Source organism: Ruegeria sp. BC5 (assembly GCF_056539205.1).
The window spans coordinates 206889-227543 of the sequence record NZ_JBQFUN010000004.1 but is presented as its reverse complement, the minus strand read 5'-3'; the positions used below and the strand labels follow the sequence as shown (position 1 = coordinate 227543).

Annotated in this window: 16 protein-coding genes; 10 read left to right on the top strand and 6 right to left on the bottom strand. The window is 53.5% G+C overall.

Annotation, left to right across the window (positions count from 1 at the left end; translation table 11 throughout):
- Window positions 1-5: 5 nt before the first annotated feature.
- Window positions 6-1199: an NAD(P)-dependent alcohol dehydrogenase gene (locus ACR0LY_RS12630; protein ID WP_170350183.1), complete on the bottom strand. Its 1194-nt coding sequence runs from the start codon at window positions 1197-1199 to the stop codon at window positions 6-8.
- Between the two features lie 426 nt (window positions 1200-1625).
- Here ACR0LY_RS12630 and ACR0LY_RS12625 point away from each other — a divergent pair, with 426 nt between their 5' ends.
- The 4 genes from ACR0LY_RS12625 (at window position 1626) to ACR0LY_RS12610 (ending at window position 6213) form a co-directional block, all read left to right on the top strand.
- On the top strand, window positions 1626-2327 hold the full coding sequence (locus tag ACR0LY_RS12625; RefSeq protein WP_480640977.1) for a TetR/AcrR family transcriptional regulator: 702 nt from the start codon (window positions 1626-1628) through the stop codon (window positions 2325-2327).
- Between the two features lie 35 nt (window positions 2328-2362).
- Window positions 2363-2932, top strand: coding sequence for a chloramphenicol phosphotransferase CPT family protein (locus tag ACR0LY_RS12620; RefSeq protein WP_170350185.1), 570 nt, complete (start codon window positions 2363-2365; stop codon window positions 2930-2932).
- A gap of 941 nt (window positions 2933-3873) precedes the next feature.
- The gene (locus ACR0LY_RS12615) at window positions 3874-4269 is read left to right on the top strand and encodes a hypothetical protein (protein WP_170350186.1); all 396 of its coding nucleotides are present in this window, start codon (window positions 3874-3876) and stop codon (window positions 4267-4269) included.
- A gap of 333 nt (window positions 4270-4602) precedes the next feature.
- The gene (locus ACR0LY_RS12610) at window positions 4603-6213 is read left to right on the top strand and encodes an AMP-binding protein (protein WP_480640975.1); all 1611 of its coding nucleotides are present in this window, start codon (window positions 4603-4605) and stop codon (window positions 6211-6213) included.
- A gap of 29 nt (window positions 6214-6242) precedes the next feature.
- On the opposite strand, the gene ACR0LY_RS12605 is transcribed toward ACR0LY_RS12610, so the two are convergent.
- Window positions 6243-6443, bottom strand: coding sequence for a hypothetical protein (locus ACR0LY_RS12605; RefSeq protein ID WP_170350188.1), 201 nt, complete (start codon window positions 6441-6443; stop codon window positions 6243-6245).
- 128 nt (window positions 6444-6571) lie between these two features.
- Between ACR0LY_RS12605 and ACR0LY_RS12600 the strand changes: the two genes are divergently transcribed.
- The 5 genes from ACR0LY_RS12600 to ACR0LY_RS12580 all read left to right on the top strand — a co-directional run bounded on the left by ACR0LY_RS12600 (window position 6572) and on the right by ACR0LY_RS12580 (window position 12887).
- Window positions 6572-8302, top strand: coding sequence for a sensor histidine kinase (locus ACR0LY_RS12600; protein WP_170350189.1), 1731 nt, complete (start codon window positions 6572-6574; stop codon window positions 8300-8302).
- Window positions 8299-9639 (top strand): sigma-54-dependent transcriptional regulator, encoded by a 1341-nt coding sequence (locus ACR0LY_RS12595; protein WP_170350190.1) that lies wholly within the window; start codon window positions 8299-8301, stop codon window positions 9637-9639. Before ACR0LY_RS12600 ends, ACR0LY_RS12595 begins: the two co-directional genes overlap by 4 nt.
- A 125-nt stretch (window positions 9640-9764) precedes the next feature.
- A complete protein-coding gene (gene dctP / locus ACR0LY_RS12590) occupies window positions 9765-10775 on the top strand; it encodes a TRAP transporter substrate-binding protein DctP (RefSeq protein WP_170350191.1) in 1011 nt (336 codons plus the stop codon).
- Window positions 10776-10842: 67 nt separating this feature from the next.
- Window positions 10843-11475, top strand: coding sequence for a TRAP transporter small permease subunit (locus ACR0LY_RS12585; RefSeq protein WP_170350192.1), 633 nt, complete (start codon window positions 10843-10845; stop codon window positions 11473-11475).
- An 11-nt stretch (window positions 11476-11486) separates the two neighbouring features.
- The gene (locus ACR0LY_RS12580) at window positions 11487-12887 is read left to right on the top strand and encodes a TRAP transporter large permease (protein WP_170350193.1); all 1401 of its coding nucleotides are present in this window, start codon (window positions 11487-11489) and stop codon (window positions 12885-12887) included.
- 164 nt (window positions 12888-13051) lie between these two features.
- On the opposite strand, the gene ACR0LY_RS12575 is transcribed toward ACR0LY_RS12580, so the two are convergent.
- Entirely contained in the window at window positions 13052-14014 is a 963-nt protein-coding gene (locus ACR0LY_RS12575) for a LysR family transcriptional regulator (protein WP_170350194.1), read from the bottom strand.
- 116 nt (window positions 14015-14130) lie between these two features.
- Between ACR0LY_RS12575 and ACR0LY_RS12570 the strand changes: the two genes are divergently transcribed.
- Window positions 14131-15024, top strand: coding sequence for a dimethylarginine dimethylaminohydrolase family protein (locus tag ACR0LY_RS12570; protein ID WP_170350195.1), 894 nt, complete (start codon window positions 14131-14133; stop codon window positions 15022-15024).
- An 856-nt stretch (window positions 15025-15880) separates the two neighbouring features.
- Here the strand turns inward: ACR0LY_RS12570 and ACR0LY_RS12565 are convergent.
- From ACR0LY_RS12565 to ACR0LY_RS12555, 3 genes are read right to left on the bottom strand one after another with little or no spacing between them, the layout of a single operon-like run.
- Entirely contained in the window at window positions 15881-17365 is a 1485-nt protein-coding gene (locus tag ACR0LY_RS12565; RefSeq protein ID WP_170350196.1) for a SpoVR family protein, read from the bottom strand.
- Window positions 17358-18680: a YeaH/YhbH family protein gene (locus tag ACR0LY_RS12560; protein WP_170350197.1), complete on the bottom strand. Its 1323-nt coding sequence runs from the start codon at window positions 18678-18680 to the stop codon at window positions 17358-17360. Before ACR0LY_RS12560 ends, ACR0LY_RS12565 begins: the two co-directional genes overlap by 8 nt.
- 15 nt (window positions 18681-18695) lie before the next feature.
- Window positions 18696-20630 carry a PrkA family serine protein kinase gene (locus ACR0LY_RS12555; protein ID WP_170350198.1) on the bottom strand — a complete coding sequence of 645 codons (1935 nt, stop codon included), beginning with the start codon at window positions 20628-20630 and terminating at the stop codon, window positions 18696-18698.
- Between the last annotated feature and the right edge of the window lie 25 nt (window positions 20631-20655).

Genomic DNA, 20655 nt, shown 5'->3' with positions numbered 1-20655 from the left:
GTTTTTCATATTATTACCGTATCTTGATTGGGTTGTGAGTTTTGCCAGAACAATGACCGATTGAGTTGTGCTTCAGGTCTAAAACCGATTGCAGCCTGGCCTGGTTGTTTTTCGGCCTCAAAGTTGATGACGATCCGACCTCTTGTCCGATGGGACATCAGAGTTCTGATTGCGGCCCGGATTTGCGGCAAATCGAATGGAATCTCGGCTTCAATTGGAGAGCGTATGTTGTGCTTTGCGATGCTCAGTATTGCTGCATAGGCGTTGTTCCGTGGCAAGGAGGCACAAAAACGATACCGAGGACCGCGGAACCGTGTTGCGATACTGCGGCAAACAATGTGTCCAACACCCAGAAGAAACTCGGCCCTGGACAGCTTGCGTTCACCAATGTGGCGCACTGGGCCAACAATCGTGACGAACCGGCCATTGCGTTTCAGTATTCGGTACGCTGCGGCCTCGATGTCCCGACCGCCTACCAGATCAAAGACCCTGTCGTAGGTGTTTTGGCCCTGCGAACCAAAACTGGTGACGTTGTAGTCGATCGTGTGATCTGCACCCAACGTGCGCACCAGATCGGCATTCGCGCCGCTGCAAACCCCGGTCACGATTGCGCCCTTTGATTTGAGAAACTGAACCATCATGGATCCGACGGCACCCGATGCCCCAACAACGAGGCAATGGTCACCTTTTTCGACGCGTGCGGTGTTGATCGCACCCCACGCAACACAACCTGATAGTGTCGCGGCTGCCGCCTCGACATGAGACAAGGCCGGGGGTTTGAGCATCAGATAGGCGTGCGAAACGCATCTGTATGTTGCCCAAGACCCGTTTTCGCCAAGCTCGTTGGGAACGACGATCACTTCGTCTCCAACATTGAACCGGGTTGCGTCCTGACCAGTTGCGACAACGACCCCTGACACCGAAGTCCCCATGACGTAGGGGGAATTTGCCGAAGCGTGTTTAGGCCCGAATAAACGACCAAGAGCGGTGCCCTGAGCCGCATAAATTTCATCGACATGCAGTGATGAAGCGAACAGCAGAATCGCGACTTGGTGGCGCGAAGGTCTTGGCACGGGCACGTTCACCAATTGCAATGCTTCCGCGACATTCCCAGGCTCAGGCAACTCTGTCAAAGCGATTGCCGTCATGCTTTTGGCTGCGCGGTAAACCGTGGAAAGCGCTCTTACATTGTCCAACATGTTTCTCTCCTGAGAGGTTTGGATCAATTGAGGGAGAACGGATTTACGAGCCAAGTCTGCGGACTTGTTTGAGACAAAGATCGCCTGGCTTCGTCCCAGTCCAGGGAAAGCCTGACCAGAAGTTCAAGCAAATCCCGGATACCAGCCAGCCGAGATGTTTGGCGTAACTCGGATATTGAAAAATCCCTGCAGACAAGAGCATTCATGGCATTCGATCCTGTGTAGTAGACACAACTCAACTGGGCGCGCGAAGCGTTGTAGCTTGCGGTCTTGGGCTGCATCAGCGCATCATTTATTTCGGGGCGGCAGGTGAATTTCGTTGTCCTGCCAGATGAGTCGGGATATAAACCGACCGCAGGTCTGTAATTGCAGACCGTCGGTCGGTTTGCAAGGGGGAAATGTATGAAACCTACGAAGCGGAAGAATATGCAGCCAGAAGCGCGGCGCGCGCAGTTACTGGGGTGTGCGCAAATGTTGTTCTTTTCGAAAGGTTTCGAAGATACGACCATTCAGGATGTGCTGGATCTGGCCGGTGTTTCGAAAGGTGGCTTTTATCACCACTTCAAATCCAAGGATGAGCTTTTGTTCGGGGTATTGGATGGCATGGCAGAAGGCGTGTTCGCGCAAATGTCTGTTGTTGCTTCTGACGAGAAATCTTCGGCACTCGATCTGTTGCATAACTTCACCCATCTAAGGGCAAACTACCTGCGCGAGCATGACTACCCAGGCCAGGTCGAGATGTTCAAGATCATGAACCAGGACAAAAACCTGTTCCTGCTCGAACAATTCAAGCGCAGGGTCAGAACTGGTGCCATGCCGGTCCTGACCAAAATCATCCGGAAGGGCTGTGACGAAGGAACGTTCACTGTCGCCGATGTCGATACGACGGCAGAGCTTATACTCTTCCTTATGAACTTCTTTGATTTTGCATTGCTGCGCGCCATCGACGCCCGGGGAACTGACATAGCAGATGAAGCCGCACGCAATTTACAGGCGGCGATCGATATGCAATTTCTAACACTCGACCGAATTCTGGGTCTGCCGGATGGGACAACAGATTTTGGATGGCCGGAAGCGGTGGATGTTACGATGGAAACTGTGCCTTCACCCCCTTCCTCAGCCAAATAACGGACCTTGGCAGCGATCATTCAGTCACGAGACCAATGGCGACAGTAATTCTCCTAAACGGAGTAGGGAGTGTTGGTAAAAGTTCTATCGCAAAAGCGCTTCAGAACATTACGACACTACCGTTCCTTCACATCGAAATGGATGCCTTCCTGGCAATGTTGCCACAGCGGCTTGCTGGTGACCCAGATGGATTGAGTTTTGAAAAGCGTGTGGTGGGCGGGAAAGCAGTGACCTTCGCGCGGGTCGGGCCAACAGCCAGTCGCGCACTTTCCGGAATGCGCCGTTCAGTTGCTGCAATGGCGCGCGCCGGGAATAATTTGATTGTTGACGAGGTGTTGTTTGGAAACACGGAAGCCGGGTCTGCGAGCGCGGTAGCTGAATATCAAAGCTTACTGGAGCCGTATGATTTTTACATGGTTGGTTTGTTTGCTTCGCTGGACGTGCTGGAGGCACGGGAACGAAAGCGAGGCGACCGGACGATCGGGCTTTCCAGATGGCAATTCGAGCGTGTTCATGATGGGATGAAATATGACTTATCGGTGAATACAGAAGATGCCTCGCCAATTGCATGCGCAGAGTTGATAAAGGCAAATTTGAACCTGTAGGTTGCGAAGATACACAATCCCATCGCTGACCACGTCAATATGACCACCAATGCGAACGATCATCCGGCCCTCCCTCAATCAATCCAACGTCTCGGCGCATGTGGTCGGACAATGGTGTTGTAGTGTTGGGATTTCCTACTGAGCCATTTCTTTTTCGAACATCTCCTGAGTGTTGCCAAATTCGACGCAACTGACGGGCGCAGAACTCCAAAATACTTCGTGGGGCACGGTGGGAATCATAGTGCATGTTTCAAGCTTTCAATTTCGGGCACAGCTAATGCGTCCACGAAATGGGTGTCGTGGAGCGACCGGCGTTTTTGTTTTAAGTACTCACGAGGCGAGAGGGCAGTCAGGCTTTAGTGGTTTTCCGAATCAATCAATACAGACCGTTGGTCTGCATATCTAGACCGGCGGTCGGTTTGTAAAGGGAATTCAGCACTCACCAAAACAATCGTCAGTCCCGGTACAAAGATTCCATCTGCACCAGCCGTGGTATAGGCTGCCGCGCTCTAGAGCTTCTCCGACAAGTATTTCATGCGTGACGGGTTGCTTCGCGCGATGCACGAGTAGGCCGCAGCAAACGCAGATAAGCTGGTCCATCCGAGGTGAAGTTGGTTTGATGTGAACTGGAAATGTCTGCTTTCCGGAAGCTGCACTGCAACACCACAGCCCTTGGCCAACGTCTCTTTTGGGTCGTGCCACGTCGCAGCCTGGGGTACTATTGCTTCGGTTGCCGTGCTGAAGTTGAATGTCCGCTACAATGCTCAAACTCTTAACGGATTCAATTAACTTCTAGCCGTTCGATGCCAATGATTTGGGGCAACGTAGTGGTCTGCGGATGCCGGTGTTTCCTTGTCTTTGACCCGTGTTGAGACACGCTTGTTGAGAACAGTGAACCTAAAATGTATTTTAGGTCGGATTGCGAACGAAGGGAAATCTTCATGATCAGGACTTCTGCGCTTGCGCTGTTTGCTTTCTTCTCGGCAACCTCGGCATTCGCAACTGTTGAGTTGTATTGCGAGGCCCCTGATGGATCAGGCGCAGTTGTTGCTGTCGGATTGGGAACTGTCCCTGGACTCGCAGTCGTGAGTGCGACCATTCACGCAGACAGCAAACACTGGAGCTTAACAGAAGTTGATGGTGCGATACCAATCATCGTGGCGCAGGGGGCCGATGTCGATATGCACACTGTCATCGACTTCGCCGATCCTGAATATAGCCGGATCGTTGCCTCGGTTCGATTGATAACAGCCGTCGAAGGTGACGATTTCGTCACCGTGGGCACACTCACGATACCAGAAGTCGGTGCCTTCCCGCTGATCTGCGAAGGGCCGTAGCCGTCCGATATTTCGCAATACTCGGAGGTCAAACCGGCGGAAGCGGTCATCTCAAATTATGCTTTACTCGAATGTCTGAAATGGGCCGTTGGCGTCGCAAACTGAAGCCGAAACTATGCAGATGCTGCGCAACCCCCGATGGTTGCTATGTAACACAAACCGAGCTTTGGTTCGGGACAAATGGACCACTCACGTTGCGCTGATGTTCGCGTAATTTCCAACGTGGAAACTCGACTTGTTTAAGTGCAGGGTAATTAAGGGCTGCACTTGGAGGAATACGTTTTGATGGAATCGAGTTCTGACACTGAGACTTCCCCAGAATACTCCAAAACGGTGGAGAAATTTGACCTGGAGCTGGCAAAGTCTTCCTTTTTCGGCAACTTCAGCCACGGGATAAATGCATGCGTAGAATGTTGTGACGCCCATTTGCAGGGCAATCCCCGTGCTTTGAACTGGGTTGCATTGGATGGGCACCATGAGACGCGCAGTTTTGCAGAGTTGCGCGAAGAAGCTGCGCGTTTCGCCAACTTGCTGGAAGAACAAGGCATCCAACCCGGTGACATCGTGGCGGGTCTGTTACCTCGCACCCCGGATCTTGTGACAGTTGTTCTCGGCACCCTCCTGGCTGGCGCGGCCTATCAGCCTTTGTTTACAGCCTTTGGGCCCAAGGCCATTCAGGACCGTTTGACCATGAGTGGCGCGAAGTTGGTTGTGACTGACGCCGCGAACCGCATCAAGCTCGACGGAGTGGAAAGTTGTCCGCCTGTCGCGACGATTGTGGAAACGAGACAAGGGGTTATTGCGGGAGACATTGATTTCCGCCAGGCGATGGCCGCGCATTCGCCTGAGTTCGTCCCTGTTTTGCGGAACGGCGATGATCTGATGTTCATGATGGCGACATCTGGAACTACAGGTCCCGCCAAAGGAGTACCCGTGCCCCTCAAGGCTCTGGCTGCCTTTCGATCTTACATGGTCGAAGGGATCGGCCTGCAGCATGAGGATGTTTTCTGGAATATAGCCGATCCAGGCTGGGCCTATGGACTCTACTATGCATTGATCGGCCCGCTACTATTGGGACATGCAACCACTCTGGTCGAAGGGCCTTTCACAGTGGACAGTACATATGACGTGATTTCGAAATTGGGCGTGACTAACTTTGCAGGCGCGCCTACTGCGTTTCGACTAATCATCGCCGCGGGAACCGAGCGCGCGTCACAGCTGCGCGATCAGATCCGTTGCATCAGCAGCGCAGGCGAGCCACTGAACCCCGAAGTCATCCGTTGGTTCGAGACCGAACTGAATGCGCCGATTAAGGATCATTATGGGCAGACGGAAACGGGTATGCTGGTGAATAATCATCACGGGCTCGAACATCCGGTACGCCCGGGATCGGCTGGCTATGTGATGCCAGGACACAGGGTTGAGGTTCTGGCTGAGGACGGCAGCATCGCCGACTTCAATGAGCCAGGTCAATTGGCCGTCAACATTGCGGATTCACCTCTCTTGTTCTTTAGCGGCTACCTAAACATGGGCACCAAATCGATCGAGAACGGATACTATCTTACTGGGGACACAGTGGAGCGGGATGAACACGGATGTATAACGTTCGTTGGTCGGATCGACGACGTTATCACCTCTTCGGGTTATCGCATCGGACCGTTTGACGTTGAAAGCGCTCTGATCGAACATCCCTCTGTAACGGAAACGGCGGTCGTAGGCGTTCCTGACAAGGAACGGACCGAAATAGTGAAAGCGGTAGTCGTACTGGCGGATGGCACAGAAGGTAATGATGCGTTGGCCGCGGAGTTGAAGGACTATGTCAAACAGCACCTTTCTGCTCACGCCTATCCTCGGCTTATCGAATTCGTCAAAGAACTGCCGAAGACACCCAGCGGTAAAATTCAGAGATTTCTGCTTTGCCAAGCGAATGTCAGCGGTGCGTAATCAAGCTTCTCGAAGGCAAGCTCCTTCGTTCAACTGCATGCCAATTCTACCAGGCAGAGAACGACGGTTTTTCCCGCGTTGTGTAAGTTCGGTTTGAACAGGATTTTGCGTTCGCGGCGAAAGTCTGCAATGCGGGCTGCGACCGCAGCATCGAAACAAAGGGTTGGATGTCGGCTCTGGGCCGAATCTGCTTGCGGAATGCAAATAGTTGTTTCGGCATGTTCGTTCATTGCTTCGCGTTCTCTAAATACTCGGTCATTCTTGTTTGGCCTAAACATCCAAATGTTAGTTTAGTACGCTTGGGATGGACGGCTAATACCTACTGTGATCCTATGCCGTCGCAGTTCATGGGCATTCGATGCGATCAGCTTCGTATATTGTAGGTATTTTGATAGCCATTGCCGCCAGCATTGGCCTTTATTTGGTTTCTTACCAGTACTTCGTTTCGGAGGAACTTTCGAAAGCTCAGGGCCGGCTCTCTCTTTACCAAAGCTCGGTAAACAGCGAACTCGAACGATTTTCCCACCTCACATATGTGCTGTCACAGGATTCTTTTGTAATTGGAACAGCTGAAGGAGACGGCACCGGAACTTTGAACCGACGCCTCGAGGATTTTGCGGAACAGGCAGGGCTGGATGCGATCTACTTGATGGACGAAGACGGGATCACGATTTCTGCATCGAACTACCGCAACACAGAGAGCTTTGTTGGCCAGAACTACGCTTTCCGCCCGTATTTCCAAAGTGCCATTTCTGGTAAGCAGGGCCGCTTCTATGCCATCGGGGCAACGACTGGTCTGCCAGGATACTTCATCGCCAACGCAGTGCTTGACGACCAGGGCGCTTCAACTGGCGTCATAGCGATTAAGATCGATTTCTCCAATCTTCAGGATAGTTGGAAAAACTCGGGCGAACAGGTTCTTTTGGCCAATGAAGACGGCGTCGTTCTGCTTTCTTCGAACTCGAACTGGCAATATCGCGCGTTGACGCCTTTGTCAGTACCACAGCAAGAACGGATTCGAGATGCCAGGCAGTTTCCGGGGCAAAACTTAGATGCGTTGGACTGGATTGAGTTGCCGGGAGATCAGGCCAGAATTGCGGGGACGAAGCGTCTGCATCTTGCAGCTACAGATTTACCCCACGGCTGGTCGCTTCACTATTTTGCAAGTGACGATCAGGCCGTAGCGCGCAGTTGGCTTGTAACTGCAGTTTTTGTCCTTTTGGCGGGGCTTACATTTATCTTTTTCCAGATACAACGCGCGAGGCGCGTAAGCGCGGCCTTGGAGCGGTCCGAAGAAGAAGAAGGAAAGCTGCGGGAGGCAAATGAAAGGCTCGCTATCGAAATCGACGACCGCAAGACAGCCGAGCGGAGTCTCAAGCGCACCCAAAGCGAGTTGGAGCGCGCAAGCCGATTGGCGGCTCTGGGGCAATTATCCGCGTCGGTCACGCATGAACTGGGCCAGCCCATCGCTGCGATGCGCAATCACCTGGTGGCAGAAGAGATCTCATCTTCCGGTGAGTCCAAGCTACCCCAAAAAATTGGAAGTCTGGTCGACAGGATGGAAGGGATCACGCGCCAATTGCGGTTCTTCGCGCGCTCAGAGAGCGAGGCGTTCGACGACGTAGACTTATGCACTTCGGTCAATGCTGCGTTGGCTCTGGTTGCGCCAAACATCGAGCAGGGCAAGGTGAAAATCTCAGTTGATGCGCCGACCGGTCCGGTTTTTATCCGGGGCAGTGCACTGCGGATCGAACAGGTCATCACTAATCTTTTGCGCAATGCGATTGACGCGATGGACGAAGCGGATGCACCTGAAATCCATATCGCTGTCATAGCTACTTATGATGAAGCGGTGTTGGAAATTCAGGACAACGGTCACGGGTTGGGTGAGGCAACGCTGGCTGAGTTGCAAGAGCCATTTGTAACCACAAGAGAGAGCGGGAGAGGCATGGGCTTGGGACTGGCCATTTCCACCAGCATTGTCAAAGATCACGATGGCAAGATGACGGCCCGAAATCGTGATGGCGGCGGAACAGTTTTTCGTGTCACCTTCCCGATGGCCTCAATTACTAACGAAACGAACGAATGACCCAGCGGCAACCCTTTAAAGTTCTGGTCGTCGATGATGACAAATCAATGAGACAGTCTCTTCTCGAGTTGCTCGAAGCCGCCGGCTGGACTGTTAGCGCCCTGTCGCGCGCGACCCACGTGATGGAGTATCTGGCCAGCGCGTCGCCCGATGTCATTCTGTCCGATGTGCGTATGCCGGGTATGTCGGGGCTTGATTTGCTGGCCAGTCTGGACAGACAAGTGGCGCCTCCGGTGGTATTGATTTCGGCACATGGTGACATCCCGATGGCGGTTCAGGCCATACAGGACGGGGCGTACGGGTTCATCGAAAAGCCATATGAACCACGGCGATTGCTTACGGTCCTGAGGCACGCAGCTGAACAAAACAGAATGCGGAGAAGCAATGCCCGCCTCAAAGACCGGCTGTTCAAACTGTCAGGCCTTGACCGCATCCTGCTGGGCCAAACAGACGCCATTACAGACTTGCGACAAGAAGTACTTGATCTTGCTGATACATCGGTTGCGGTTTTGTTGCAGGGAGATACGGGCACCGGGAAAGAGCTGGTTGCTCACGCTTTACATGATTTGGGCCGCTCGCCGGAGGCACCGTTTCTGGCACTGAATTGCGCTGCATTGTCGGCCGATACGTTTGAAGCGGAAATGTTCGGCATCGCGGGTGAATCCGACGGAAGGCTTGCGGCGGCGTCGGGAGGGACCTTGTTTCTGGACGAAATCTGCTCGTGCCCACCAGCGGCGCAGGCCAAGCTACTAAGGGTCATCGAAGATCAGCAGGTGCTGCCGGTGGGGGCTGTGTCACCGGTGCCGGTAAGCTTCAGAGTCGTGTCAGCAACCAACGAAGACGTTGTACTGGCAGCAGACGAAGGCCGCTTGCGTCAGGACCTTTTGTTTCGATTGAATACTGTCGTCCTGTCTCTACCTCCGCTACGTCAAAGACGGGATGATCTGGTTCTTTTGGCAACGCATTTCTTGAACGAATACGCAAAGGTTTATGAGATAGACGCGCCAGAACTCGATCAGGACGATTTGGCCGCTCTGCTTTCACATAGCTGGCCCGGCAATGTGCGTGAATTGCGCCATGTCTGCGAACGGCGCATTTTGGCGGCCCGACGCGGAGGAGGGTCGGTGGCGCAGGCCATCCAAAGCGATCAGCACTTCGACGAAGTGCCGGATACCCTACGCGAAGCGGTTGCTGCTTTTGAACGCGAGCTCATCGGCAAAGCCATCAAGGCGCATAAAGGCCGCATGGATGCCGCCGCCGAAGCGCTTGGAATCGGCCGACGGACGCTCAACGAAAAGATCGTCAAACTCGGTCTCGATAAAGAGGCGCTGTTGTAAGCGAAACCACTCTGCGGATATCCGCAGGGAAACAGAAATTCCTCGCGCATTTTCCTTCATAGGCAGGCTGCTGCACATCCTGAATACTCTGCCCAAACACATTGCGTGATCTGGGAGGAGCCACTATGCGCAAACATCTTAACCGGGCGGCCATTGCAGCTTTGTCGCTGACCGTTGCATCCGAAGCACTGGCTGTCGAATGGAACGTTTCCCTGTGGGGCAAGCGTCGCGCCTTTACCGAACACGTCGAGAAACTTGCGGAGTTGGTGAACGAAAAGACGGGCGGTGAGTTCACGCTCAACATCAGCTATGGTGGCCTGTCGAAGAACAAAGAAAACCTCGATGGGATTTCGATTGGTGCGTTTGAAATGGCGCAGTTCTGCGCTGGCTATCACCGCGATAAGAACCCTTCGATCACTGTCTTGGAACTGCCGTTTTTGGGCGTGACATCCCTTGAACAGGAAGTCGACCTGTCGATGGCCGTTTATCAACATCCGGCCGTTGTCGAAGATCTGGCCCGCTGGGACGCGACTCTGCTGATGCCGTCTCCGCTGCCGCAGTACAACCTTGTTGGTGTCGGTGAAGCACCCAAATCCCTAACCGATTTTGAAGGTCTGAGCGTTCGGGCGACAGGTGGCATCGGCAAGGCGATGGAGACGGTTGGAGCAGTTCCGACCTCGATGTCTGCATCCGAAGTGCGTCAGGCAATGGACAGCGGCATCGTCAAAGCGGTCAGCTTTGCGCCACACGCGCATATGTCCTTCGGCACCATTGAGAATGGCACGTGGTGGACGACGAACCTCAATCCCGGCACCGTCAACTGCCCTGTCGTGGTGAACACGCTGGCACTGGAAGATCTGTCTGACGAACACCGCGAAGTTCTGCTGGGGTCGGTGGATGAGGCACTGGATCACTACGTGAGCCACTACCAGACCAAAACGATGGAAGCGTGGGGCCCTGAACTGGATCAACGCGGCATCGAACGGGTCACTTTCAGCGATGAAGAAATCGCAGCGTTCAAAGAAGCCGCTGCCGCCCCCGCGGCCGAGGCCTGGATTGCAGAAAACACCGAGCGTGGCCTGCCAGCACAAGAGCTTTATGACCTTGTGACTGGGAAGATCGCAAACGGCAGCTAATCCACTCACTGCCCGGCGTCGCCTACCTGGCGTCGGGTGCCTTTCCCCCTGACAGCGGAGCAAAACGATGGCCGGGTCATCCCTGGTGCTGTCTGACGACAGCCGTCTCAGCATTCTCGATCAACACCTCTACAAACTGGAAAGCTTTCTGGCCCTGATCAGCGGTCTTGCGGTTTTCTCGCTGATGGTCATGGCCGTAGTCTCCGTTGGTGGTCGGAATTTCGCCAATGCGCCACTTCCCGGCTACGTGGATTGGATCGAGCAGGCCATGCCGTTAATCGCCTTCATGGGGATTTCCTATGCGCAGCGTGATGGCGGTCATATCCGAATGGACATGGTTGTTGGAGCGCTTAGAGGCCGGACGCTCTATATCGTTGAGTTCATTACAACCGCTGTCATTCTGGCGCTGATCGTCTTGCTGATCTGGGGGAGCTGGGCGCATTTCGCACGCAGCTTTGACTTTGGTGCTCCACTCTGGAGCCGCGACAGCTCCATCGACATAGGTATCCCGCTGTGGCCCGCAAAGCTGTTGGCCCCCGTTGCCTTTAGCGTGCTTTGCCTAAGGCTTTCTTTGCAGCTCTGGGCCTACGGGCGCGCGATCCGGCACCCCGATCAAGCACCTATTGCCGTCCCGCTGATAGCTGACGCAGCCACTCAAGCTGCAATGGAAGCCGAGCACGTCTCGGGCCACGATAACTGAGGTTAAATCTGATGGAACCCATTGATATTGGTCTGATCGTCTCGGGCGGTATGCTTGTTCTTGTGGTGCTGGGGATGCGCGTGGCCTTCGCCGCCGCGACAGCTGGCATGGTTGGTCTAATCTGGATCTTCTGGGCCAAGTTTGGTTATGACCCGGCGCGGTTCGGCAAGGCTGTGACTGTGGCCGTCAAAACAGCGGGGCAGGTGCCGCACTCCAAGATTTCAAGCCAAGCGTTGAGCCTTATCCCGACTTTCATCCTAATTGGCTACCTCGCCTATTACGCGGGCCTGACCAAAGCACTGTTCGAAGCCGCAAAGCGTTGGCTGGCTTGGGTCCCCGGTGGGCTGGCGGTTTCGACCGTTTTCGCAACCGCTGGGTTTGCTGCGGTATCCGGAGCCTCGGTCGCGACTTCCGCTGTGTTCGCCCGTATCGCCATCCCCGAGATGCTGAAGATCGGATACGACAAGCGTTTTGCTGCAGGTGTCGTCGCTGCAGGCGGTACACTCGCTTCGCTCATCCCGCCTTCGGCCATTCTGGTCATCTACGCGATTATTGTCGAGCAGGACGTGGGTAAACTGCTGTTGGCCGGGTTCATCCCGGGCATGTTCTCGGCGGTAATTTATGGCTTGCTGATCATTGGCATGGCCGTCGTTATCAAAGGATTTGGTCCCGCAGTCACCGGATTTACATGGAAAGAACGTTTCCTCTCGTTGCCGCCCGCATTGCCCATCGTGATTGTCGTCGTCACCATCATCTTCTTTGTCTACAACCCGTTCGGCGGCGATGCTTGGGGTACGCCAACCGAAGGCGGCGCAATTGGAGCATTTGTGGTGTTCCTGATGGCGCTGTATCAAGGCATGCGCTGGTCCGAGCTCAAAGACGCGCTTTTGGAAACTGCCAAGCTGAGCGTCATGATTTTCACGATCATCTGGGGCGTTTTGGTCTACGTTCGTTTTCTTGGGTTCGCCGAACTGCCAAGTGCGTTCTCCGACTGGATTACCTCGCTTGAGATGTCTCCGATGCTGATCCTGATCTGTATTCTTCTGGCTTACGCTGTACTGGGTATGTTCATGGACGCGATAGGTATGCTGCTGCTGACGTTGCCGGTAGTTTACCCCGCCGTCATGGCGTTGAACGGTGGCGAAACCGTAAGCGCAGTCGAAAGTACCTTCGGTATGTCTGGGCCTATGTGCGCCATCTGGTTTGGCATTCTGGTTGTCAAAATGGCTGAGTTTTGCCTGATCACCCCACCTATTGGGCTGAATTGCTTTGTCGTGGCCGGCGTTCGTGATGACCTAAGCGTTCAGGATGTTTTTAAAGGTGTAACGCCTTTCTTTCTGGCGGATGCTGCAACCATCGCGATGCTCGTTGCCTTCCCTGCTATCGTCCTATGGCTTCCTGGTCAGGTTTGAATGACATGGAATGATTTTGGAGTGCGGTATGCCGGTGCAGCTAAGGTCTGCATCGATCAGCTGCACTGCAGAATACATGAGACTTGTTCAATGGCCGGTTCGGGCCGTTCGGTACACGTGAGAGTTCGGGCGGAAAGCGGTCATTCGCTGCGAGCGCAAGACAATCAGCCATTAGGGAGAGTAGCAGACCTTGCCCACAGAGAGGAATCTGAAGACAGATCAGATTTACATGCGCGTACAAGTAGCTCTGTGAAGGTCTTAACCACCAGATTTGGTTCGTCACCACGTTTGCGGACGAGCGTGATATGCGACTTCTGATCGAACCGACCATTTCCGACTGAGCGCATTCGTCCCTGACGTACCCAGATATCAGCCAAGCCTTCGGGAAGATAGCCGATGAAACGACCAGTCAGCACCAACATGGCAACGCCTTCGATCTGATGCGCTTTGGCTGTAGAGCGTAAGCCGCGTGAAACCGGCGCAACTTTTTGTTCGTTCAAATAGGCACGATTGCAAAAGTTTGCCTGAGAAAGAAATTCATCAACGGCGGCCTTCGTTTCTGCTTTGAACAAAGGATGGGTTTGTCCACAATACAGGCCAATTCGTTCCGTTTTCAGCGGCTCATATATCAACCCCGGTTTTTTATTGTGGAACACTCCGATGCCTAAAGCGATATGTCCGTCCTGAACCCCTATCTCGATATCGCCAGGCGCAACTGAATGCAATTCGATGGCCACATCTGGCGCAATACGAGCAAACTCTGACAAAGCTGGTACGATAGGCGCGTTGTCATTGAAAACCCAATTGTCGATTGCTCCGATAGTCAACCGACCGACCAGTTTCCCGCGCGTCCCGTCTACGGTTTCATTAAACAAATCCAATGCTGCAAAAAGCTTGCGAGAGGCTGCATAGACGATTTCTCCTTTGTCGGTTAGGCGGAACCCCTTGCGTCCTCGCTGGCACAGTCTCAGACCCAAACGCGTTTCGAGATCGGATATCTGGCGCGAAATCGTCGAAGCGGACACGTTCAAAACAACTTGTGCTGCCGAGAAACCGCGTGCTTCAACGACGACAGAAAACACGTGCAGCAGATGAATGTCGGCTTTCGATAAGGAAGGAGGCAGCATACATGACCTTTACTTGTATGTTTATGCAAATAGTATCACTTATTTTGTAATTTTATAATTGTAATTGCCGTGCCAAGCTTTGCAATACAAGGAATGAGACCAGAGGAAATGGCACCATGGCGTTGAACGCGGAAAATGCGCCCAATTGGGGAATCAACAACGATTACGCAAAACTCACGGATGTTCTGCTTGGTCGTCCTGAATACTTCAAATGGGTTGAAGCAGGCCCATTGATCGGTCGGACGTTGGCCAATGCGCACAAAACCGGCGCGATCTTTGATCTACAACAGGCGATGTCACAACATGCTGAAATGGTGTCGATTTACGAAGAAAACGGCGTGAACTGTCACTATCTGGACAGTGATCCGGTCCTTCACCGCAATTTCTTCGCCCGTGACAGCTCGGCGATGACCCCCTGGGGCGCTTTGATTTGCCATATGCAGTTGAAGTGTCGGCGTGCGGATTATGCCACCGCGATAAAATTTTATCAGGACAACAATATCCCGATTTGGAAATTTGCGACCGCAGGACACTTTGAAGGCGGTGATTTCAACATCATCGAACCTGGCCGTGTTCTAATTGGCTATTGTGGTGAGCGGTCTGAGCAAGAGGGATCGGAACAAGTAGCCGAATTTGTACGCGCCGAGGGTTGGGAGGCAGTCGTTGCCCCGATCAGTCGCGAGTTTGTCCACATGGACGGGTTAATCGTTCCGTTGGCCGAGAAACTTGCCGTGGCCTGCATTGACGCGATGGAGCCTTGGTTGGTGGATGTTATCAAAGGATGGGGCATTGAAATAGTTGATGTCGAGTTCCGCGAAGCCAAAAACCTCGGGGTTAATCTGGTGGCGCTAGGGGATAGCAAGGTACTGTCTATGGCTGGTGCTACCGACCTAAACGCAAAAATGCGGGCCCTTGGGTTCCAGGTCTATGATCCTGATATGTCGATGTTCACCTTGGGCGGCGGTGGCGTTCACTGCCTGTGTCAGGCCCTGCATCGCGAGGCCGCATGACCAATATCTGGGCATAAAAAATGATCGTCCGCGGCAATGTCCGATGGGCATGACATAAATCGGGGCACAGCCTGTTGGAGATTGCATACGTGTGGCCCAAACCGACGAAAACCGACTGGCGCGCAAGACATTCCGTCATATGTGATGAGGGTGGGTGCAATGTCAGTATGACCGGTCGGCCAATGTACTTGCCCGCGGGCTAGGCCTAAATCTAGATCTGTCGCCCATTGCCCTTGGCGGGCATCTAGACACGCAACAGCATGGAGGCATTCTAATGAGCAACTATGGTGTTTTTACAGGCTTAGAGATTGTGCACTTATTTAAGATCACCATACCTAAACGGACGCTCTGATAGATGTTGCCAACTGGGGTAAGGAAGATGGATCACTGTTTGCGCCTGTCATGCTGAGTTCAGACGTTTGCGCAGCGAGCTTTGATCTGGAATTGGCGCTAAGCCGTTCGGAAGTGGATGGGCTTCGGGTTGCTAAAGAACTGGCCCCGTTCAGTTATTAGGTTGAAGTGACCTGTGGATCGCCCCAGATCGGTGGGTTTCTTGATGCGGTTTTGTTGCATTAACCTTCGGTACAACAGAAGCATCGCTGTCCCAAACGTGAAGATAACAATAACTCGGCGCAATCTTTCCATAGGGCGTCGATATCCGCGCGACATTATCTTGATCAAAATGCTCTGGTACTGTCGCTGTCCGCTGTCGTCCTAAGATTGCCGTGGGGCTTTGGGAAACAGGACTGCAGACGCACCATCTGCGCATGGCTCAGCCAGAGAAGATCAGATATGTCACCGCTCATTCTTCGAACGATGAATCACGCCGCAAAGCGGATATCAATGGGTCCCGAACCTAGTTTTCAAACGCCACATCAAAACCCCAGATTCGCTGCAGATAGCCTAAAGTCGCTTCGGACGCCTTTTTGTTCAACGGCACACCATTGCGCATGGAGTGATTTAACCTGAGGTGACGATCGCCCATCAAGTCTACGTCAACGATCTGAATATCGGGATCGTGTTCCGAAACGTCGAAACCGTGCGCCAAGGTGTCGCGCACTTGGTGATAACCGCGCTCGTCATGAATTGCGTCGACTGTGTAGAAAGGTTTCCCTTCGTCATCGGTCAGTGAAAACATGCGGAATCGGCGCATGACATTGGGGCTGAGGAACTGTTGCACGAAGCTCTCGTCCCGATAGTTGGCCCAGGCATCCTTTAATATATCGCGCCACGCGCCGCTTCCCGCTATGTCCGGAAACCATTCCCGATCCTCCTCGGTCGGGTCGGTGCAGATGCGCTGGATATCCTGCATCATCGCGAAACCCAGCGCATAAGGGTTGATCCCCATCGCGTTCGGAGCGTCAAAGCCGGGCTGCGTCAGCACATTGGTATGACTGTGCAATATTTCCAGCATGGCGCCATCCGTCAGCAGACCGGCGCGGTGCAGCTCGTTGGTGATGTAATAGTGAACGAAGCAGGCGCACCCTTCATTCATCACTTTGGTTTGGCGCTGCGGATAGAAATACTGTGCTATGTTGCGAACGATACGCAAAACTTCACGTTGCCAAGACTCCAGAATTGGGCTGTGGCGTTCAACGAAATAAAGCAGATTTTCTTCTGGCAACCCCATTTCACGCTTGCGTTTCCGCGCCTCTTCATCGGTTTTCGATGACTGTGTGGGATGATCGAAGGCGTCCCACAAATAGTGTACCGCACGTTCCTCCTCGATACGCCGCTCACGCTGTCTGGTTCTCTCATCCGCGAGCGATGAGTGGGGCGGGCGCCTATGCCGGAAAACGCTGGACGGCATGAGCGCGTGGGCGGCGTCCAGCAATTGCTCAACCTCGCGTTCCCCGTGCTGTTCTTCGCATTGGGCAATAAAGCCGCGCGCGTAGTCGAGGTAGTCGAGAATACCCTGTGCATCACTCCACTGACGAAACAGGTGATTGTTCTTGAAGAAATGATTGTGTCCAAAGGCCGCGTGGGCAATCACAAGGACCTGAAGCGCCATAGTGTTGTCTTCGAGGCAGTACGAAATACAGGGATCGGAATTTATGACGATCTCATAGGCAAGACCGTTTGCGCCCTTGCTGTAGGCTTTTACTTCGTGAACGAAACGCTTCCCGAAGGACCAGTGCCGATACATGAGCGGCATCCCGGTCGACGAGTAGGCGTCCAGCATTTGCTGATACGAGATGATTTCTATCTGGTTGGGATAGACGTCAAGTTCGAGATCATCAATCGCCACAGATTCGATCGCGTCAAAGCTGCGCTGGATGGTCTCGAAATCCCATTCCGCTCCGTCAAACAGCGGCGCCTTAGCTTCGGCAGGATCAGCCATTGGAAACTCCGTTCGTCTTGCGTGCAAACAGCTCGTGCAGAACCGGGTAGATGTCACTGGCGCGCGCGATCCGTTTCATGGCGAAATTTGGCCAAGCCTCTGCGACCTGTCGGTACGAGCGCCACAGCTCCATACCATTGTCTTCGCTGTTCATCAGATTGGCTTCGGTCTCGTCGACGATCTCCGTATAGGCGAAATATTGGCACCACTTCATCAGTTCACTGTTCAGCAGGTCGGCGCACAGTTGCGAATCTCCGCTGAAATTTTCACCATCCGATGCCTGCGCGGCATAGATATTCCACAGTGCGGACGGATAGCGGGCTTCGATAATCTTTTTCATCTCGTTAAGCGCGCTGCTCACGACCGTCCCACCGGTTTGGCGGGAGTGAAAGAAGGTATCTTCATCGACTTCCGCGGCAATCTGCGTGTGGCGGATAAATACTAGTTCGATCTTGTCGTAGCGTTGCTTGAGAAAAAGATGCAGGAGGACGAAGAACTGCTTAGCAAGGCTCTTCTCCCGCTCTCCCATCGAGGCCGAAACGTCCATCAGGCAGAACATCACCGCATTAGCTGCCGGTTCGGGGCGCATCTCGAAATACTTGTAACGTACGTCCAGCGGATCAATGTAGGGAATGATCTTGCGTCGCCGTAGCATCTTGTCGAGCTGCTCGCGCAACAACTGCCTTTCCGCCTTTCGTGCCGCATCTGGTTTTTCCAACGCCTCCAGTTCTTCAACCTGTTGCGTAAGAGCCTGTATCTCGGTGTTTGTCGGGCGCCGCATTGCGAGACGTCGCCCGAACGCATTGCGCATTGTTCGCGAAACACTGAGGTTGGCGGGCGTCCCAGCGGCAGTATATCCCATGCGGTGCGGTTTGGAGACGGCAACCTCTTTCAGACTGCGTTTTACCATGTCAGGCAGTTCGAGATCCTCAAAGAACATGGAAAGAAACTCGTCCCGCGACAGGACGAACATGAACTCGTCTTCGCCCTCTCCATCGGGTGCCCCCTCACGTCCACCTTGCCCATCCTGACCCGACGGGGGTTTCTTAAGCCGGTCACCTGCTTTGAACGTCTTGTTTCCGGTTAGAACCCGGTGTCTGGAACCACCTTTGCTGTCATGTTGAAAATGCGGCTCCCCGATCCCTTCTGACGATACCGAGATATTTTCCTGCTGGTCGACATCAGCGATTTTCCGACGCCGGACACTTTCGTCAACCGCCTCTTTGACGGCAGATCGAACCCGACGCAGAAACCGCCTGCGGTTCCCAAGGTTCTTATCCTTGGGGTTTAGCCTTCGATCGATGAAATGGGCCATTTGAGCATAGACTCCTCATCCTGCCTTGTTGACCCGCATGTACCATTCAACCAAGCGCCTGACCTGTCGGCGCGTGTACCCGCGACCGATCATGCGATCGATGAACTCGTTATGCTTGGCTTCAGTTTCCTTATCCCTCTTGGCCCCAAAACTGATAACCGGCAGCAGATCCTGAATCTGACCGAACATGCGCTTTTCGATAACGCGTCTCAGCTTCTCATATTTGCGCCAGTCGGGGTTACGACCGCGATTGTTGGCCCGCGCGCGCAGCACGAATTTGACCACTTCGTTCCGGAAGTCCTTGGGGTTGGAAATTCCGGCCGGTTTTTCGATCTTTTCAAGCTCCTGTTCCAGAACGCCGCGATTGAGAATCTGGCCGGTATCCGGATCCTTGAAGTCCTGATCTTCGATCCATGCATCTGCAAAAGAGATGTATCTGTCAAAGAGGTTCTGACCAAAGTCAGAATAGGATTCCAGATAGGCTTTTTGGATCTCGTTGCCGATAAATTCCGCGTATCGGGGCGACAGATCGTCTTTCATGAAAGATAGATACCGGCTTTCAATCTCGTCGGGGAATTGCTCGCGTTTTACCGCCTGTTCAAGAACATAAAGCAGATGAACCGGGTCGGCGCCCACTTCCTCGGTGTCGTGGTTGAAGGTCTCGGACAGCACTTTGAAGGCAAAGCGGGTCGATGTGCCCGTCATCCCCTCGTCCACCCCGGCCGCATCCCGATATTCCTGCACTGACCGCGCTTTGGGATCGGTATCCTTAAGTGTTTCACCATCATAGACGCGGAGCTTAGAAAATGTTGGCGAATTTTCATGCTCTTTTAGCCGAGTCAAAACACTGAACTGGCTCAGGATAGACAGCGTCTCGGGTGCGCAGGGAGATTCACCTAGGCTGCTTTCCTCAAGCAACTTCTCGTAAATCTGGGATTCATCCGAGGCACGTAGGCAATAGGGAACCTTGACCAGACTGATCCTATCCAGAAAGGCCTCGTTGTTCTTGTTGTTTTTGAACTGCTGCCATTCCGCTTCATTCGAATGCGCAACTATCACACCCTGGAAAGGGAAAGCACCGATATTCTCCGTACCAGCATAAGACCCCTCTTGCGTGGCGGTCAGCAACGGATGCAAGACCTTGATCGGCGCCTTGAACATCTCAACGAATTCCATCAACCCCTGCGTGGTGCGGTTCAGAGCACCAGAATAGGAATAGGCGTCCGGGTCGTTCTGGCTGAATTCCTCCAGCTTGCGAATATCGAGTTTCCCGACAAGCGAAGAGATGTCCTGGTTGTTTTCATCGCCCGGTTCAGTCTTCGCAACGCAAATCTGGCGCAGTTTCGACGGGTGGAGTTTGACAACCGAAAATCTGGAAATATCGCCGTCATATTCCTGCAGGCGTTTGACAGCCCAGGGCGAAATCAATCCGTTCAACAACCGTTTGGGGATATTGTATTTGTTCTCTAGCATATCCCCCATCCGCGCACGGTCGAAAAGGCCAAGCGGCGACTCAAAGATTGGGCTGATCTGGTCATCCGCCTTCAGTACATAAATCGGCTGCCGCTCCATCAGGTTCTTAAGAATCTCAGCAAGCGTTGACTTGCCCCCACCGACTGGGCCCAACAGATAGAGGATTTGCTTGCGTTCCTCGAGACCCTGGCTGGCATGGCGAAAAAAGCCAACGATGCGCTCGATGGTTTCTTCGACGCCATATATGTCCTGGAAGGGCTTGTATCGCTTGATTGTTCGATTAAGAAATATGCGACTGAGCCGAGCATCCTGACTGGTATCAATAAGCTCGGGCTCGCCAATCGCGGCGATCATCCGCTCGGCTGCGGTAGCCCGCATAGTTGGGTCTTCACGACATTCCAGCAAATAGTCCTGCAATGTCATTTCGATGAGCTTTGTCCGCCCATACTCTTCTGCAAACTGCTCGAAAATCTCCATTTTCAAAAATTCCTCTAGGTTTCGT